The following is a 16,126-nucleotide window of genomic DNA, read 5'->3' as shown; positions in this document are numbered from 1 at the left end:
CGGACGCACTTCACATCCCGCCGCCGCAGGCCCCCTTTCAGCCGGTGAAGGGCCCTCTCTGTTCTTTGACGTGGATGCTACTCTTCCGTTCCTCGCGCTTACAGGACATTATATTATCATCCCCCGGCCCAGGTGTCAAGTCCAAGCCCCCTTTCCCCGGCTTTTTTGCCCGGATCTGCCCCTGTCAACCTGAGGTTGACAAACTTCCAGCTTCTTTTTCTTGTGTTTGGACCCCATCTTTGGTATCTTGGTGACAGAAAAAGGAAGCGGCTGCGCTTCCATAAGGAGGCTGCCCATGGAATTATATGAGCGCATTTCTCTGGCCCGGAAGAAGGCCGGACTGTCCCAGGAGCAGCTGGGAGAAAAGCTGGGCGTATCCCGCCAGGCGGTAAGTAAATGGGAAAGCGGCCAGACCAACCCGGACGTGGCCTACATCACCGAGATGTGCCGGCTGTTCGGCGTCTCTGCCGACTGGCTGCTGCTGGGGGAGGAACACGCCGACGAACGGCCACCTGCCCTGTGCCCCAGCTGCGGCGGAATCGTCACCCCAATGGACAAATTCTGTCCCGCCTGCGGATTTAACCTGCAGGGCAAATCGGAGTGCGGCTATACGCTCCTGCTCACGCCCTGCGAGTGGGTCCGCCCTGTGGACGAGCTGAAGAAGCTCTCCCGCACCGGCTATTTTGATGAGGACTCTCCCCTGGCACACCCCCTCAACACCCTGGAGGCGGAGGCTTTGACGGACGAAGCTCCCATCATCCTGGGTCATGGGCTATCGCCCCACCAGGTGGACAAGATTCTGGAGGCGATCGCCGGCTCCTATGAAGGCTACTTCTTCTTTTATCCGGACGTGGCTGGGGACACGCCGGAGGAGCTGCTGGAACAGACCTCTCTTTCCCATCGCCAGCTAAAGCTTACCTCGGACCGCAAGCCTCTCTCCTTCTGGGGCATGGTGGGAGCTGTGGTGGTGGGCATTATCCTCACCGTCCTGGTTTTGTCCCTCCTGTGAGGCGCCGGGCTTTGTGGACGGACCTTCTGCTGTGTGCAGGGACCGCAGGATTTTACATCGTCAACCGCCTCTGGCTGCGCCACGTGACCGCTGGTTTCGTCCAGTGGTTTCTGGTGTGCTACGCCAACGACCTCTTTGCCGGACTCTTTCTGGCCGCCTGGGCGGATCTGCTGCTGCGGCTGGGCCGTCTTCCCCCCATCCGCTCCTGGAGGCAGACGGTTCCCCTGCTGCTGGCCTGCGGCTTTGTGTGGGAGATACTGGCACCTCTGTGGAAGGCGGGAGCCATCTTTGACCCCTGGGATTTTCTGGCTTATCAGGCAGGCGCGCTGGGCTACCTGTGGGTCCGCCGCAGGCTGGCCGGAACATAAAAAATCCTCTCTTCCAAAGAAGAGAGGATTTTTTATGTAACCTTAAGCCGTCTTTTTGGGCCGGTAGCAGAACCACATGAGCGCACCCAGGGCCGCGCCGCCCAGCACGTTGCCGATGGTAACAGGCACCAGGTTTTTCACCAGGAAATTGCCCCAGGTGAGGGCGGACAGGTCCACACCCATCTCAGCAGCCAGCTGAGCGTAGGCAGGCACGCTCTTGGCCAGCAGACCGGCGGGGATGTAGTACATGTTGGCCACACAGTGCTCAAAGCCGCAGATGACGAAGTAGCAGACCGGCAGGAACGCGCCCATAATCCGGCTGGCGTTGTCCTTGCCCGACATAGCCAGCATAACGCCCAGGCACACCAGGAGGTTACAGAAGAAGCCCAGCACCAGGGCGTTCTGGAAAGGCAGCGCACACTTGCCCGCAGCCAGCTTCATGGTGAACACAGCCAGCTGCCCATTGGAGTAGTTCATCTGGCCGAAGAAGGCACAGCCCGCAGCCACCAGAAAAGAACCAACAAAGTTCGCCAGGTAAACAATCACCCAGTTGCGCAGCATCCCCAGAACAGAGCAGCGCCGGTCCAGAACCGAAATGGTGATGAGGCTGTTGCCGGTAAAGAGCTCCGTTCCGGTCATAACCACCATGCCCAGGCCGAAGGGAAACAGCAGGCCGCAAATGGTCCGGGCCGTCCAGGTGTCCGCGATGCCGTAGATGGCGGTGTTGGTGGCTGCACTGCCCAGAGCGATAAGCGCACCGGCCAGAATACCCAGCAGCACCAGGACAACCGTGGGCTTTCTGGTTTTGTCCGCTCCAGCCGCAGCGTATGCGGCGGTCACTTCAGCAGGAGAATAAAACTGATTCTGATTCATGATATCCTTCCTCTTTCCTCTCCAAATAGTTTCTCGGTTCAGATGTCCCAGTCCTTGCGGTCAAAGCGACTGTAATATTCCTTGGTCAGGTCAATAAAGGTGCGGGCGGCCGGAGACAAGAATCCGTTCTTTTTATAAACCACCGCCATGGGACAGGTAAGCGGCGGGTCGCCGATGGTAAAGCAGGCCAGCCGGTCCAGATAGGGCGTACGGGAAATACCGCTCTCCTGGAGGAAGGCAAAGCCCATGTTTTCGGCCACCAGGTTAATGGCCGTGGTGTTGTTGGTGGTGATGAGAATGTTCTGGGGCTCCACGTTATGGACGGAAAAGGTGTTGCGCAGCAGTTTGCTCAGCCGCCAATCCGGCGGCAGCATGATGATCCGCTCATGCTCCAGAAGGCGCAGATCCGGGAAGGGCTGCGGGTCTTCGTAGCTGCTGTGGCTCTCCCGCACTAAGGGGTGCATCCGGCTTCCAATGAGAAATACATGCTCCCGCATGACCAGCTCATAGGTCAGGTCCGTCAGGTCACCGGGAATGTGCATGATACAGAAGTCGGTGACGCTGCCCGCCGCCAGATCCGCCAGGTCGGGCACCGGCGCCTCATGCAGCACCACCTGCACATCCGGGTACTCCTTGGTAAACCTAGGCAGCACATCCGGCAGCAGCGTGGACCCCCGCCAGGGAGACACGCCGATGTGGAGCATGGGCCGCTTCTTGTTCTGCAGATCCCGCAGGTCACTGACCAGTTGCCGATCCAAATAGTCCTGCCGCTCCAGGTACGCGTGGAAGACCTCGCCCGCCGGGGTGAGGCGCAGCGGGGTGTGGGAGCGGTCCAGCAGCACCACGCCCAGATTGGACTCCAGCTTGGCCAGATACTGACTGAGGTAAGGCTGGGAGAGATACAGGTGCTCCGCCGCCCGGGAGATACTCCGTTCCTTGACGATGGTCAGGAAATATTCCGGGTTCTTTACAAACATGGAGAACACCCCCATAACCAATTGATTATAATGATTATATCATAATTTCAGAATGGAAAACAGTGGCTGATCTCCCTCCTCGCCCTTTTCCGCTTTAAAAAACAAACTTTTTTCCCAAATGTCAAACATTTTGCGCTGCTTCCCCAAACTCCGTCCTCTTTCCCTATAAATTGTTTTTCTTCCCCATAATTCGACAAATTTCGCACGCGCCCTGTGCTATGCTCAAACGGAAAGGGGCGCTTATCATGGGAGCCACAGAAAATCTGGCCAAAAATCTACGGGCCCTGCGGGCCATTCAGGGCTGCTCGCTGGTCCACTACGCCAAGCTGCTCAACATCTCCAAGTCTACCCTCCAGGAAATTGAGCACGGCCATCCGCCCCATCTGGACACAGTGGAATGCATTGCACGGAGTCTGAACATCCCCGTCTCCATTCTGCTCTCAGACGCCTTCTCCCCGGATCAGAACGACCACGCCATCCAGCTGCTGCTGAAGCTGGACTGGTACTCCTCTTGGGAGCCCCAGGACCGGGAGGAGCTGCTCTCTCTGTGCTGTCAGATTGTCCGGCTGCTGAATAAATACCCACCGGCGCGCTCCATCCCCTCTGCTCCAAACAGCTGATGTTCAGGATTTTCTTTATCCACCGGCGCTTCCATCCCATCCCTTTTCCAACAAAAAAGAGTGTCCGCATCCCTGCGGACACTCTTTTTCGATTTTTAGCCCAGGTAGGCCTTTTTCACCTGCTCATTGACCAGCAGCTCCCGGCCTGTGCCGGACAGAGTGAGATTGCCGGTCTCCAGCACATAGCCGATGTCGGCAATACGCAGAGCCATGTTGGCGTTCTGCTCGATAAGCAGAACGGTGACTCCCTGCTGGTTGATCTCCTGAATAATCTCAAAGATTCCCTTTACCACCAGAGGCGCCAGACCCAGGGAAGGCTCATCCATCATAATAATCTTGGGACGGGACATGAGGGCACGGCCCACAGCCAGCATCTGCTGCTCACCGCCGGACAGCGTACCCGCAGCCTGCCAGGAGCGCTCTTTCAATCGAGGGAAGAGCTCATAGACCCAGGCCAGATCGTCCTCAATGCTGTCCCGGCGCAGATAGGCGCCGATCTTCAGGTTCTCCAGCACGGTCAGGTCAGGAAATACCCGCCGTCCTTCCGGAACCAGCGTAATTCCCTTGGACACAATCCGGTCCGAGGAGAGGCCAGTGATGTCCTCACCCTGCAGGTGGATACGGCCGTGGGAGGGCTTGACCAGTCCCGCAATGGTTCGCAGTGTGGTGGATTTACCCGCTCCGTTGGCCCCGATGAGGGTGACTATCTTCCGCTCAGGCACCTCAAAGGTGATTCCCTTTACAGCCTCGATGCCGCCGTAGCTGACCTTCAAATCATCAATCTTCAGCATCGTCTGCCACCCCCAAATACGCCTCGATGACCCGAGGATTGTTCTGTACCTCGCCCGGCGTTCCCTGGGCGATGAGTTTTCCGAAGTCCAGGACGTAAATGCGCTCAGAGATCTGCATGACCAGATCCATATGGTGCTCGATCATCAGCACGGTGAGCTTGAACTCATCCCGGATGCGTTTGATAAAGTCGGTCAGCTCCTGGGTCTCCTGGGGGTTCATGCCCGCCGCAGGCTCGTCCAACAGAAGAAGCTTGGGATGGGTGGCCAGTGCCCGTGCAATCTCCAGATGCCGCTGCTGGCCGTAGGGCAGCGAAGTGGACAGCTCATCCTTGACATGGGCCAGACCCAAAAGTTCCAGAAGCTCCATGGCCTCCCGGGTCTGCTCCGCCTCCTCCTTGGCATTGAGCCGGAAAGTAGCGGAAAACAGGTTGCTGCTGCGGCGGCAGTGCATGGCGATCCGCACGTTGTCCAGCACGCTCTGCTCCTTCCAGAGACGGATGTTCTGGAAGGTACGGGCCATGCCCAGCTGGGTAATTTTGTCCGGTGTAGGCGCCAGAACCTGGGTATATTTCCCGTTATTCTGCCCCTGATAGAGCTTTTTCATTTTGCCCCGGGGGTGGTTTTCAATGATTTTCTTCCCATCAAACCAGACACAGCCGTTGGTGGGCTGGTACACGCCGGTGATGACATTGAAGGCAGTGGTCTTACCGGCTCCGTTGGGACCGATGAGGGAGACGATCTCCCCCTTGTTGACCTCCAGGGACAGGTTATCCACGGCCACCACGCCGCCAAACTGCATGGTGGCGTTTTCGACCCGCAGCACATTCTCACTCATTGGTCTTCGCCTCCTTCGCGCTGAGCTTTTTCCGCCGCTTAAAGAGATCGGGCAGTTCCTTGGTGCCCATGAGGCCCCGGCGGAAGAACAGCACAATCACCATGATAAAGATGGAGAAGACCACCATGCGGAAGCCGGGGGCCAGCAGCTTCAGGCCGCCGATGTTGTTGGCGCTCTCGTCCAGGAAACGCAGCCACCACTCGCTGCACCCCACAAAGAGGAAGGTACCAATGAGGGAGCCGGTGATGGATCCAATGCCGCCGATGACCACAATGAGCAGAATCTCATAGGTCATGGAGACTGTAAAGCTCTTTGCCTGGACACTGGCCATATACATGGCCATCAGCCCGCCGCCGAAGCCGGCAAAGAAGGAGCTGATAATAAAGGACATCATCTTGTGCTTGGCCAGGTTGATTCCCATGGCCTCGGCGGCGATCTCATCGTCCCGGATGGCCTTGAAGGCCCGGCCATAGGTGGAGTTCACCAGCAGCACAATGACCGCGATGCACAGTCCTGCCACAATCACATAGGCGTAAAGGCTATCAAAGGAGGCGTACTGGCGCAGGGTATTGGAGCCGTTGGTGAGCGGAGCGAAGCCTTCATACTGGATGAAGGTACGGATAATCTCCGCAAATCCCAGGGTGGCAATGGCCAGATAGTCGCTCTTGAGGCGCAGCACAGGCAGGCCGATAAGCCAGGCCAGGAAAGCCGCGACCAGTCCGGCGATGATTAGGGTAATCATCATACCGATGACGGTTCCCACCGTGTCTCCAAACAGTTTTCCAAAGATCTCAGGGATGGAGAACTGAACGATGCCGCCGTCATAGTACTGATACACTCCGGCCCGCTTGGCCACTGGGATGGACAAAATCGCGTAAGTATAGGCACCCACCAGCATAAATCCGGCGTGGCCCAGAGAAAACAGACCGGTAAAGCCATTGAGCAAGTTCATGGACACGGCAATCAAACCATACACCGCCGTCTTTTTCAACACCGGCACCAGCATGGACATGCCCTTTACATTGCTTCCCACAGACTCTGCCACCACCGACAGCGCCGCAAACACGGCGATGGTAGCCACGGTAATGAGAAGGGTGCGCACATTACTTTGTTTCTTGATCATCGCTTACACCTTCTCTTCCAGATTCTCACCGAACAGACCGGTGGGCTTGACGCACAGCACCACAATCAGCAGCGCAAAGGTAAAGGCGTCGCTGAAGGTGGACCAGCCAAGGCTGCGGATAATGTTTTCGCAGATACCGATAATAAAGGCACCCACCACCGCGCCGGGGATGGAGCCAATGCCGCCGAACACAGCCGCCACAAAGGCCTTCAGGCCGGGCATCATGCCGACGGTTGGCGACACGGTGGAGTAGTTGGTGAAAAACAGCATGGATCCCACCGCAGCCAGGAAGGAGCCGATGACGAAGGTGGCCGAAATCACCCGGTCAATCTTGATGCCCATGAGCCGGGCCGCCTCAAAGTCCTTGGCGGCCGCCCGCATGGCCAGACCCACCTTGGTGCGCTTGGTCAGGAAAACCAGCATCCAGATGAGAATCACCGCCAGGAAGGGGGTAATAATCGTGACTACCTTGGTCTCCACGCCGGCGACCATGACCTTCTCGGAAATCCAGGGCAGGCTGGGATACTGCTGCGCCTGGCCGCCGGTGACATACCACATCAGATTCTGCAACAGGTAGCTGACACCGATGGCGGAAATCATCACGCTCATCCGGGGTGCGGATCGCAGGGGCTTATAGGCCACCCGCTCCACGGTAAAGCCCAGCAGGACCGTTACCAGGATGGTGAAGGGAATGGCCAGATACAGCGGCATGGCGGTGATGGCATAAAACATCACGAAGCCGGCCACAGTAAAGATGTCGCCGTGGGCGAAGTTAATCAGCCGCAGAATGCCGTAAACCATGGTGTAGCCCAGGGCAATCAGGGCGTACTGTCCTCCCGCGGAGATACCCGAAAGCAGGGTTGGCAGGATTTTTTGGATCAGTTCCATTGTTCGCTCTCCTCTATACCTCTCTATCCCTCAGCTTGTGCCGATCGGAAAGGCAGCACTCAGGGTACTGCTTTTCAGACCGGCGCAACAGGTAGGGGAAAGAAAGCCCGGCGAGGGTTTCCCCTCGCCGTGGCCTTCTTTTCTAGCTTACCTTAAGTTAATCAGCAAGGCCCTGCTCCTTCACGGAGTAGAAGGTGCCGTTCTCGGTGTCCACGCCCTTGATGAAGATGATGTTCTTATCCACATCGCCCTCTTCGTCAAAGACCACGTCGCCGGTGACGCCGGTGTAGGAAACACCAGCCAGAGCCTGGCAGATAGCCTCGCCGTCGGTGCTGCCGGCGGCCTTGATGGCCTCCAGGGCCACCATGTAGGCGTCATAGCCCAGAGCGGAAACGGCGGAGACAGTATCGGTACCGCCATTGTTGTTCAGCTTGTCGCTGTTGGCATTAAGCCACTCCTTGAAGCCGGTCATGAACTGAGCGGCCTGCTCAGAGGCACCCTCGTCATAGAAGGTGGAAAAATACACGTCAGCGCCGGACTTAGTGGCAGCCTGCAGAATAACGGCGTCGTCCCAGGTGTCGCCGGCGATGAGGGGGATGCCGGCAGAGGCGGCCTGGTCAATGAGCAGAGAGGCCACGGTGGTGGAGCTGGGCGCGAAGATAACGTCAGCGTTGGCTGCCTTGGCCGCGTTGACAAAGCCGGACATATCGGTGTTGCCGGCGGGGTTCTGGTCGGCCACTACGGTGCCGCCCAGGCGCTCAAACTCCTGAGTGAAGTACTCGCCCAGACCCACGGAGTAGTCATCACCCAGCTCGGTGAACACGTAGGCCACATCGGCGCCAAACTCATCCACTGCCAGGTTGGCCAGCACGCTGCCCTGGAAGGGATCCAGGTAGCACACACGGAAGTAATAGGGATTGCCCAGGGTCACGCCGGGGTTAGTGCAGGAGCAGCCAATGGCGGGGATGCCGGCATCCTCAAAAATGGGAGCAGCAGCCATGGACACACCGGAACCATAGGAACCCAGAGCGATGGACACGCCCTCCTGAACCAGCTGCTGAGCAGCGGAAACACCCTTGTCGTTCTCAGACTGGTTATCCACGGCCACCAGCTCTACCTTATACTCCTCGCCGCCGATTTCCACGGTAGGCGCCACAGAGTTGGCGTATTCAATGCCCAGAATTTCCTTCTTGCCGCCGGCACCGTTGGCACCGGAGGAGGGCTCATAAATACCCACTTTTACAACCTTCTCGCCGGAACCGCCGGAGGCAGAGCCGTCCGAACCACCGGAATTGGAGTTGCCACAGCCGGCCAGAGTACCCAGGACCAGCACGCAGGACATGGCAAGCGCAAGGATTCGCTTCATTCTTGTTTCCTCCCATTTCTGCTCCGGTTCAGCCGGAGCTTGTTCTTATTTTGCGGACAGATGTCCACGTAGCAAGTTCGAGGTTTATTATAGCAAAGCGTTTTCTTAAATGCAAGAAAAACTGGCAAAAAAATTCATTTCCTTTGCGCAGAATTTTGTCAACTTTCCCGTCCCCTTTTTCTCCGGTTTCGGTGATTCCTGATTGACATCCCCTTCCAAGTTTCGTATTCTAATGTAATGTATGTTAACGGTACAAGCTCCGTACTGTTTCCGGTGTACTGTCTTGATACACCACAAGATAGGGAGGTTTTCATCATGAGTCAAACCAACAACAGCGGAACTTCCATTCCCCAAAGCGAAGTTACCCGTGTCAAGGGACTGGGCTTTCTGTGGGACAAGCGTACCCCTGATAAATTCAATGGCCGCGTGATTACGCGCAATGGAAAGATTACTGCCAAGGAGTGCGCTGCCATTGCCCAGGCTGCCGAGCGCTTCGGCAGCGGTGAGGTCACGCTTACCACCCGTATGACCATGGAAATCCAGGGTGTCCCCTTTGAGAATATTGAGCCCATGCGGGAGTTCCTCCGCCAGGAAGCCGGTCTGGAGACCGGCGGAACCGGCGCCAAGGTCCGCCCTGTGGTCTCCTGTAAGGGTACCACCTGCCAGTACGGCCTTATCGACACCTATGCCCTGTCCGAGGAAATCCACCAGCGTTTCTATGTGGGCTATCGGGACGTGAAGCTGCCCCACAAATTTAAGATCGCTGTGGGTGGCTGTCCCAACAACTGCGTCAAGCCCGATCTGAACGACATTGGCATTGTGGGTCAGCGTTTCCCCCTCATCCACCCCGACCTGTGCAAGGGCTGCCAGCTGTGTTATAAGGAGTGTCCCATCCATGTGATCTCCATGGAAGAGGGCAAGGCCGTGATTGACGATACCCAGTGCAACCACTGCGGCCGCTGCATCAAGAAGTGTCCTTTCCAGGCCATCGAGGCCCAGAGCACCGGCTACCAGATTTATTTGGGCGGCCGTTGGGGCAAGCGTACTGCCATGGGCCGCTCTTTGGACAAGATTCTCACCGACAAGGAGGAGGTCCTCTCCCTCATTGAGAAGTGTCTGCTGCTCTTCAAAGCTTACGGACAGCCCAAGGAACGCTTCGCCGACACCATCACACGCCTGGGCTTTGAGAAGGTTCAGGATATGCTTATGTCCGACGATCTGCTCCAGCGCAAGGCGGAAATCCTCGCTGAAAACTAAATTCTGTCTTTTCCTCTTTTGTCTTTTTTGCCGGAAACCGGGAGAATTTTCTTCCGGTTTCCGGCATTTTTCGTTTGTAGTACCGGTTACTTTCAATTGCAATTTCCCGGTCATTTTGCCTTGTTTACATGCTTTTCCATCTTCATTTTTTAGCAGTTTATACTTTTTTACTCTGCTTCACTAATTCAATATATCAACACTGCATAAAGAACGCTTTATTTTTTTAGGAATTTTGATTGAAATTCACTAATAATCGTGCTATGATAGCATCACAAGACAAACCGATCGTCGGTGCAATAAAAGGAGATGCGAATATGAAAAATCCCAAGAATATCACTCATGTGGTAGTGGACGGTCATAGCCTCACTCTGGAGGACTTTGTCGCTGTCGCCCGCTACAACGCCACCGTGGAAATCGCTCCCAGCGCCATCGAGGCCATGAAGAAGTCCCGTGCTCTGGCTGAGAAGATCGCCAACGAGGGCCGCGTGGCCTACGGCATCACCACCGGTTTCGGTGACTTCCAGAAGGTCGCCGTTCCCGAGGAGATGAGCAACCAGCTGTCCACCAACCTGATCCTCAGCCACTGCACCGGCACTGGCGAGCCCTATGCCGACGAGGTTGTTCGCGGCATGCTGCTGCTGCGTGCCAACGCTCTGTGCGTGGGCGTGTCCGGTGTCCGTCCCATCCTGGTCGAGATGATGGCCGAGATGCTGAACAAGGGCGTCACCCCCGTTGTTCCCCAGAAGGGTTCCCTGGGTTCCTCCGGCGACCTGGCTCCTCTGGCTCACATGTCTCTGCCCCTGCTGGGCAAGGGCCTGGCCCGCTATCAGGGCGTGGAGATGTCCGGCGGCGAGGCTATGGCCAAGGCCGGCATCAAGACTCTGGACACTCTGGTCAGCAAGGAAGGCCTGGGCCTGACCAACGGCACCTGCGCCATGACCTCCGTCGGCTCCCTGGCTCTCTATGACACCATGTGTGCCGCTCGTCTGGCCGATATCATCGGTTCCATGACCTTCGAGGGCCTCACCGGCCTGCGCAATGCCTTCGATCCCCGTATTCACGAGGTTCGTGGCCAGAAGGGCCAGATGCTGGTCGCCCGCAACATGGCCAAGCTGCTGGAGGGCTCCGAGATTCTGGACAACTGCCAGAAGGACCGCGTGCAGGACGCTTATGCTCTGCGCTGCATTCCTCAGCTGCACGGCGCCGTCCGCGACGCTCTGGACTATGTGAGCGCCATTGTGGCCAACGAGCTCAATGCCGTGACCGATAACCCCCTCATGTTCCTGGAGGACGAGGCCGTTATCTCCGGCGGCAACTTCCATGGCGAGCCCATGGCTATCCCCTTCGACGCTCTGGGCATTGCCTGCTCTGAGATCGCCAACGCTTCCGAGCGCCGTACCGAGCGTATGGTTAACGCCGCTCTGTCCAACGGCCTGACCCCCTTCCTCACCACCAAGCCCGGCGTCAACTCCGGTTTCATGATCGTTCAGTATGCCGCCGCTTCCATGGTGTCCGAGAACAAGGTGCTGGCTCACCCCGCTTCCGTGGACTCCATCCCCTCCTCCGCCAACCAGGAGGATATCGTCTCCATGGGCACCACCGCCGCCCGCAAGGCTGGCTGGATTGTCCAGAACACCCTGTCTGTCCTCGCTGACGAGCTGCTGACTGCCTGCCAGGCCATCGACATCCGTCGCCAGCTCAACACCCACGGCCAGGGCATCACTCCTCTGCACGAGGCCCTCTACAAGCACGTGCGTGAGAAGGTCGCCTTCTTCGAGATCGACCGCGAGATTTGGCCCGACATCAAGGCTGTTGAGGCCATGGTGCGCAGCGGTGAACTGCTGGAGATTGCTGACCAGATTCTGCCCGATCTGGAGTAATTTCGGCTGTCTTTTCCCCTCCCTGAATTGTGCCCCGGCGGACCTTCGGGTCTGCCGGGGCAAAAAAATCCTCGCCCAATGGGCGAGGATTTTTTTGTCTAAACAATCGGTTCCAGCATCAGTTCCGGACCTCAGCGGTCTCCCCCGCCTGTTCCAGAGCCTGCCGCACTACCTGCTCCAGCGTGACGCTGTCCAGATATTCGTCAATTCTCCGGTTCAGCTCGGTCCAGACCGGCAGAGCGGCGCAGCGCTTTCGGCGGGGACAGGGCTCTGCGTCCCCCTCCAGGCAGGCCACCGGAGCCACCGACCCCTCTGCCGCCCGCAGAATATCTCCCACCGTACACTGAGCCGCCGGACAGGCCAGGCGGTATCCGCCGCCTTTGCCCCGCAGCCCGGTGACAAAACCCGCTTTCACCAGATTTTTTACAATGGACTCCAGATACTTTTCGGAAATCTCCTGGCTTTGGGCAACCTCCTTCAGGGATACCAGCTCATCGTTTTCCCGGGAAGCCAGTTCAATCATCACCCGAAGGGCGTAGCGCCCTTTCGTGGAAATCATCATCCTCTCCACCCCCTGTCTTTCTGCCCGTACTTGCCGTACACAGGTTCAACTCTACCTCTGATATTTAACATGCTCGTTTTCTTTGTCCGTCAGTTCAGCTCCAGAGCCGCTTTCAGCACCTTGGAGGCCACAGTACCGGCCACATCCGCTCCGCTGCCTCCGTTCTCCACAAGGACCACAAAGGCGTAGGGAGCATCCTCATTTTCCAGAAAGCCGGCAAACCAGGCGTGGGGCTTCTCCTCCGACCCAACCTCCGCAGTGCCCGACTTTGCACCCAGCTCCATATTGGGGAAGCGCTTGGTCCCATAGGCGGTCTGTACGTTGTTCATCATCATCTCCGACACCTTTTCCGCCGTGTCCGAATCAATCAGGGTTTTGGTCTTATGGGTAAACTGAGGCAGCGAGGGCAGGCCGGGGCTCTCCACCTTCTGAATGAGGCAGGGCACCGCTGCCTTGCCGCCATTGGCAATGGCCCCCATATAGATCATCAGGGCGCAGGGATTGACGCTGTCGTGGTATTGCCCCACGCCTGCCCAGGCCAGGTCGGTGGTGGACACATCGTCACCGAAGGAAAAGCTTCCTTTGGCGGTGGAAATCCCGTTGATGGAATAGGAGCTGGTAAGTCCCGCCTTCTCCGCGTAGCGCTCCAGGGTATCGCCGCCCAGCTCTACCGCCAGCTGGCCAAACACCCCATTGCAGGAATTGGCCAGGGCATCCCAGATGTCCTGCTCTCCGTGGGCTGCGGTACAGGTGACCACGCCTTCCCCAATCTGGGTGGATCCCTCACAGGTCCAGGTCCGACTCTCCAGGTCTGGGATTTCTTCCAGGGCAGCAGCCAGTGTCACCGTCTTGAACACAGAGCCCGGAGTGAAGGTGGAGGACAAAAAGCGGTTTAAGTAGGCCCCTTCATATTTCTCATTCTCCTCCAGATCCGAGGGAATATTCATGGGGTCGTAGGCGGGAGAGGAAACCATACAGAGAATCTCCCCCGTCTTGTAGTTGTAGACGGCCACGGTCCCCTTCTTCCCGTTCAGAGCCTGATAGGCCACCTCATTGAGCCCGGCATCTATGGTGAGATAGAGGTTATTGCCCCCTTGCTCCGCTCCAAAGGCACCAAAAAACAGGTTATAGCCCGTCAGCTTCTGGGCAAAGGCGCTGAGCGCCCCGGTGCTGATGTTACCATAGAGGTCGCCCACCGCATGCAGCGTGGAGGTTCTTCTGGTTTTATCCCCCACATAGACGCGGTTTCCATCCTCGTCCACCGTGGTAAGCACCTCACCATTTCGGTCCAGCACCGTACCGCTCATCAAAATACCCTGATTGTTATAGAGGTGGCGGTTGAAGGCGGAGGACGCCCAGTGTTCTCCCCGCACCGTCCACAGCACCACAAACAGCACCAGGCCCGCCAGCAGACAGCCGGCAAGGACCAGGCACAGCAGGGCCCGACGTTCCAGTTTTTTCATGTCCGGGCACCTCCTTTCCCCTTACGCAAGCCGCCCTCTATGGCAAAGCTGGCCCGTTCCCGGGTGTCTGCCGCCTTTAAGAAGGCCAACAGGCCCCAGGATGCAATCATGGCGGATCCGCCATTGGACACAAAGGGGAAGGTAACCCCCGTGAGGGGCAGCAGGTCCATGGCTCCAAAGACATTGAGCATGGTTTGAACTACAAACAGCGATCCCGCCGCACAGGCCGCAATGGTGGGGAAGGCACACCGCCCCATGCGGCAGGCCCGGGTGGCAAACAGCGCCAGCACCAGGATGGACAGCACCGCCAGCAGAGCAATGATAAGGCCCCACTCCTCGCACAGCACACCGAACACCAGATCGGTATCCGCCGCCGCGATGTTCTTCAGCCAGCCCTCCCCCGGCCCCATACCCACGAGACCGCCGGAGGCCGCCGCCGACATGGCCCGGGTCTGCTGGTAACCGGTGGTGGAGGCCGCCTCCCAGGCGTGCCCCCAGGAGGCAAAACGGCGCAAAATATAGGGTTTAAATTGGAGAATGAGTGCCCCGGCAAACACCGCTCCGCCGCAGATGAGGGACAGGGTAGCAAAATCTCCCGAGCGCAGATATGCGATAACCAGGAAAGTGGCAAAGAAAATACTTGCCGTGCCAAAGTCACTCATTTTGGCCAGACACAGCAGGCAGGCCCCGGTCATCACCATAAAGAGCCACAGGTTCCGTCTGCGGAACAGGCGCTCCAGTCCCGCCGCACCGGCAAAAATGTAAAAGATCTTGGCAATTTCCGAGGGCTGGAAGGAAAATGGGCCCAGGATAATCCAGTTGGATGCCCCGTATTTGGTCTGGCCCAGCACCACCGTGGCCAGCAAAAGGCCGATGGCCAGTCCGGCCATAAGCCAGCGCAGCTTCTGAATCCGGGCGGTATCCCGCAGCCAGACACCCAGAACCACCAGAAAAATCAGTCCCAGCACCAGCGCCACCAGCTGCTTTACCACGGACGCCGGAGAGGAGGACAGGGTCACCGCCAGAGACAGCGTAGACAGGAAAAAGGCGATGGTCTCCAACTCAAAGCCCCGGCTGCCCAGCCCCCGCATCACCAGCACATAAATCCACATAACGGCAGTCAGCGCCAGCATCATCAGCGGATACAGTCCACGCTCCTCCAGATTGCCGATAAGGAGCTGGACCGCAGCCAGGATCTGAAACAGCGTCAGAAGCAGCAGTGAGGGCCACATGGACACCGGCCCCTCTGAGCGGCGCCGGCTAAGCAGCTTGCTCTCTTCCTCCCGGGACAGGGGCAGAAACAGCAGCTCAATGCCGCCCATGGACAGGGTGTCGCCCATTTGAATGGGTACAGTCCCCTCCACAGCTGTTCCGTTGACCTGTGTGCCGCCCTTGGAACCCAGATCTGTAATCTGCCACGCTCCGGACTCGTTCCGCACCAGCACCGCATGCTGCCGGGACACGGTGGGAAAATCCAGACGGATGTCCGCCAAGGGCGCCCGCCCTAAAATATTTTCCCAGTGACAAATCGGAATGGAGCCGCCCCCAGGCAGGGCCAGCTGGCCCCAGCACTCCGGCGTATGGCGCATCCGAAGGAGCCCCCGGAAGGCCCGCACCAAAATCAAAAGAGCCAATATAGGAAACACAAATCGAACCAGCGCGGTGTACCACCACAGCGCCGATTGATTCTGCTCCAGGACCTCCCCCAGTGCCGTCAGCAGCTCCTGGGGAAAAAACAGAGAATCCAGCAAGAGTGTCCTCCTTTCTCGGACAGAGAGAAACGCAGCATCATGCTGCTTTTGGGATATGGGCTATTCTATCACAAGTTCTTCCGATTGCAAAGTACCCTCCCGGCCAAGCCAAAAACAGCGCAAAATGGTAAAAAATAATTCCGGGGCCGCTATACCACGTCCAATTCGGAATTCAGGCAGCGGCAGGAGTCTCTCGTTCATGTATAAAAAAGAAAGACACGACTTTCGTCGTGTCTTTCTTTTGGTACGGCTGAAGGGATTCGAACCCCCGACCTTTTGGTTCGTAGCCAAACACTCTATCCAACTGAGCTACAGCCGCATACTGCTTGGAGAACCGTTCTCCCTGACAGCTCAGTTATTGTA

At 57.7% G+C, this 16,126-nt stretch carries 15 protein-coding genes and 1 tRNA gene; 5 read left to right on the top strand and 11 right to left on the bottom strand.

What is annotated here, in order from left to right:
* Positions 1-295 precede the first annotated feature (295 nt).
* The gene (locus AC3YUO_RS07145; RefSeq protein ID WP_489962342.1) at positions 296-1,009 is read left to right on the top strand and encodes a helix-turn-helix domain-containing protein; all 714 of its coding nucleotides are present in this window, start codon (positions 296-298) and stop codon (positions 1,007-1,009) included.
* Positions 1,010-1,020: 11 nt separating this feature from the next.
* Positions 1,021-1,377, top strand: coding sequence for a hypothetical protein (locus tag AC3YUO_RS07140; RefSeq protein WP_489962341.1), 357 nt, complete (start codon positions 1,021-1,023; stop codon positions 1,375-1,377).
* Between the two features lie 42 nt (positions 1,378-1,419).
* On the opposite strand, the gene AC3YUO_RS07135 is transcribed toward AC3YUO_RS07140, so the two are convergent.
* Entirely contained in the window at positions 1,420-2,250 is an 831-nt protein-coding gene (locus tag AC3YUO_RS07135; RefSeq protein WP_489962340.1) for a formate/nitrite transporter family protein, read from the bottom strand.
* A gap of 38 nt (positions 2,251-2,288) precedes the next feature.
* Positions 2,289-3,227 (bottom strand): LysR family transcriptional regulator, encoded by a 939-nt coding sequence (locus tag AC3YUO_RS07130; protein WP_489962339.1) that lies wholly within the window; start codon positions 3,225-3,227, stop codon positions 2,289-2,291.
* Between the two features lie 245 nt (positions 3,228-3,472).
* Here AC3YUO_RS07130 and AC3YUO_RS07125 point away from each other — a divergent pair, with 245 nt between their 5' ends.
* Positions 3,473-3,847, top strand: a complete 375-nt coding sequence (locus AC3YUO_RS07125; RefSeq protein WP_489962338.1) for a helix-turn-helix domain-containing protein — start codon at positions 3,473-3,475, stop codon at positions 3,845-3,847.
* 95 nt (positions 3,848-3,942) lie between these two features.
* Here AC3YUO_RS07125 and AC3YUO_RS07120 read toward each other — a convergent pair whose 3' ends face one another.
* From AC3YUO_RS07120 to AC3YUO_RS07100, 5 genes are all read right to left on the bottom strand, one after another.
* Positions 3,943-4,638 carry an ABC transporter ATP-binding protein gene (locus AC3YUO_RS07120; RefSeq protein WP_489962337.1) on the bottom strand — a complete coding sequence of 232 codons (696 nt, stop codon included), beginning with the start codon at positions 4,636-4,638 and terminating at the stop codon, positions 3,943-3,945.
* A complete protein-coding gene (locus tag AC3YUO_RS07115) occupies positions 4,625-5,473 on the bottom strand; it encodes an ABC transporter ATP-binding protein (RefSeq protein ID WP_489962336.1) in 849 nt (282 codons plus the stop codon). The genes AC3YUO_RS07120 and AC3YUO_RS07115 overlap by 14 nt, the downstream gene beginning before the upstream one ends.
* Positions 5,466-6,596, bottom strand: coding sequence for a branched-chain amino acid ABC transporter permease (locus AC3YUO_RS07110; RefSeq protein ID WP_489962335.1), 1,131 nt, complete (start codon positions 6,594-6,596; stop codon positions 5,466-5,468). The genes AC3YUO_RS07115 and AC3YUO_RS07110 overlap by 8 nt, the downstream gene beginning before the upstream one ends.
* 3 nt (positions 6,597-6,599) lie before the next feature.
* Positions 6,600-7,484, bottom strand: a complete 885-nt coding sequence (locus AC3YUO_RS07105) for a branched-chain amino acid ABC transporter permease (protein ID WP_489962334.1) — start codon at positions 7,482-7,484, stop codon at positions 6,600-6,602.
* A gap of 157 nt (positions 7,485-7,641) precedes the next feature.
* Complete coding sequence (locus AC3YUO_RS07100) at positions 7,642-8,850, bottom strand: ABC transporter substrate-binding protein (protein WP_489962333.1); 1,209 nt, start codon at positions 8,848-8,850, stop codon at positions 7,642-7,644.
* Positions 8,851-9,165: 315 nt separating this feature from the next.
* Here AC3YUO_RS07100 and AC3YUO_RS07095 point away from each other — a divergent pair, with 315 nt between their 5' ends.
* On the top strand, positions 9,166-10,107 hold the full coding sequence (locus tag AC3YUO_RS07095; RefSeq protein ID WP_489962332.1) for a 4Fe-4S dicluster domain-containing protein: 942 nt from the start codon (positions 9,166-9,168) through the stop codon (positions 10,105-10,107).
* A gap of 314 nt (positions 10,108-10,421) precedes the next feature.
* The gene (hutH, locus tag AC3YUO_RS07090; protein WP_489962331.1) at positions 10,422-11,987 is read left to right on the top strand and encodes a histidine ammonia-lyase; all 1,566 of its coding nucleotides are present in this window, start codon (positions 10,422-10,424) and stop codon (positions 11,985-11,987) included.
* Between the two features lie 118 nt (positions 11,988-12,105).
* Here the strand turns inward: hutH and AC3YUO_RS07085 are convergent, their stop codons facing one another.
* The 4 genes from AC3YUO_RS07085 to AC3YUO_RS07070 form a co-directional block, all read right to left on the bottom strand.
* On the bottom strand, positions 12,106-12,549 hold the full coding sequence (locus AC3YUO_RS07085) for an RrF2 family transcriptional regulator (RefSeq protein ID WP_489962330.1): 444 nt from the start codon (positions 12,547-12,549) through the stop codon (positions 12,106-12,108).
* 89 nt (positions 12,550-12,638) lie between these two features.
* Positions 12,639-14,012, bottom strand: coding sequence for a penicillin-binding transpeptidase domain-containing protein (locus AC3YUO_RS07080; RefSeq protein WP_489962329.1), 1,374 nt, complete (start codon positions 14,010-14,012; stop codon positions 12,639-12,641).
* Positions 14,009-15,763: an FtsW/RodA/SpoVE family cell cycle protein gene (locus AC3YUO_RS07075; protein ID WP_489962328.1), complete on the bottom strand. Its 1,755-nt coding sequence runs from the start codon at positions 15,761-15,763 to the stop codon at positions 14,009-14,011. Before AC3YUO_RS07075 ends, AC3YUO_RS07080 begins: the two co-directional genes overlap by 4 nt.
* A 242-nt stretch (positions 15,764-16,005) precedes the next feature.
* Positions 16,006-16,082 (bottom strand) — tRNA-Arg (locus AC3YUO_RS07070).
* Between the last annotated feature and the right edge of the window lie 44 nt (positions 16,083-16,126).

This window comes from Pseudoflavonifractor sp. HNCC25GI2, assembly GCF_058136395.1.
Note: the sequence above shows the minus strand (reverse complement) of the source record. Positions and strands in the feature narration are given on the sequence as shown.